Origin of the sequence: [Phormidium] sp. LEGE 05292 (assembly GCF_015207735.1) — a bacterium.
GTDB lineage: Bacteria > Cyanobacteriota > Cyanobacteriia > Cyanobacteriales > Aerosakkonemataceae > Floridanema.
Map to the genome: position 1 here is coordinate 1 of NZ_JADEWG010000344.1, position 1,207 is coordinate 1,207.

Annotated in this window: 1 pseudogene; it reads left to right on the top strand. The window is 36.4% G+C overall.

Annotated elements, in window-relative coordinates:
- Window positions 1–24 precede the first annotated feature (24 nt).
- Window positions 25–1,175, top strand: a pseudogene (locus IQ264_RS32500) (ISL3 family transposase).
- Window positions 1,176–1,207: the final 32 nt, after the last annotated feature.

The window sequence follows — 1,207 nt, forward strand, 5'->3', positions numbered from 1 at the left end:
ACTACATTTTACCCGAAAAGGACGATGGATTTTCATCTAGATACCTTATTAAACTTACCAAACGTTACAGTTTTCACTGCTTATGAAAAAGAAGGATTCTTCATTTTAAAATTAGAGTTGTTAAACGAAGGAATTAACTGTCCATTCTGCGGACACTATACTGATAAACTGCACCAAAATCGCCCAAATTTAGTTCGAGATTTAGCAATTTGTGGTCAAGCAGTTTACTTAGAAGTTCCCCGCCGACAATTTCATTGTCCTGGGTGTAAAAAAGCACCAACGGAACGGTTATCATTTAAAGAAATGGGACGAAATTACACAATTCGTTATGAAGATTATATCTATGAAAGAGTGAAAGAATTAACTATTGAACAAGTGAGCGAAAATGAACAATTAAGTCCTGACCAAGTGGAAAATATTTTTAAAAGAATCGCTCGTCAAAAAAAAAAGACTGGGGAACTCCGTCACGCTTAAGCCTCGATGAATTTAGCCGTCAAAAAGGAAAAGGAAATTTGGTGACGGTGGTTAGCGATATTGATAAAGGTTCATTACTAGAAGTAATTGACTCCCATAAAAGTGAAGAAATAATCGAGGTATTAAAGCAGCAACCCCTATCCATGAGGGAGAAAGTCCAAGAGGTAAGTGTGGATATGTGGGGCGGATTCCCCAAAGTCATTAAAGAAGTTTTCCCCAATGCTCTGATTGTTATTGATCGATTTCATGTGATGAAACTAGTCAATAAAGCTCTCAATAAGATGCGCTTAAATTTAGAGTTAAAAGGCTTAAAGAATCGCTGTTTACTTTTAAAGAATGAAGCGGATTTATCAGAATCCGAAAAATTTGAATTGGCTGACTTGCTCAAAGACTCAGCTTGCTTGGGCATAGCTTACGAACTTAAGGAAGAACTCCGTGATATTTATGAAACCAGTACAACTGTAAAAATCGGATTTAAGCGACTCAAAAGCTGGTTGAATTCTGCCCGCATTATTTTCGGAAAAGCTGTTGATAGTATTGAGAAGCATCTTACAGAGATTAGCCATTATTTTGTTAGCAAAACAACTAGCGGTGTCATGGAAGGAATTAATAATAGAATTAAGCTCATTATTCGACAAAGCTATGGCTTTAAAAGCTTTGAATCTTTGCGAGAAAAGCTGTTAGCTTGTTTATTTAAATAAGATTTACTTATCCCCACAGGTACGGGAGAGCC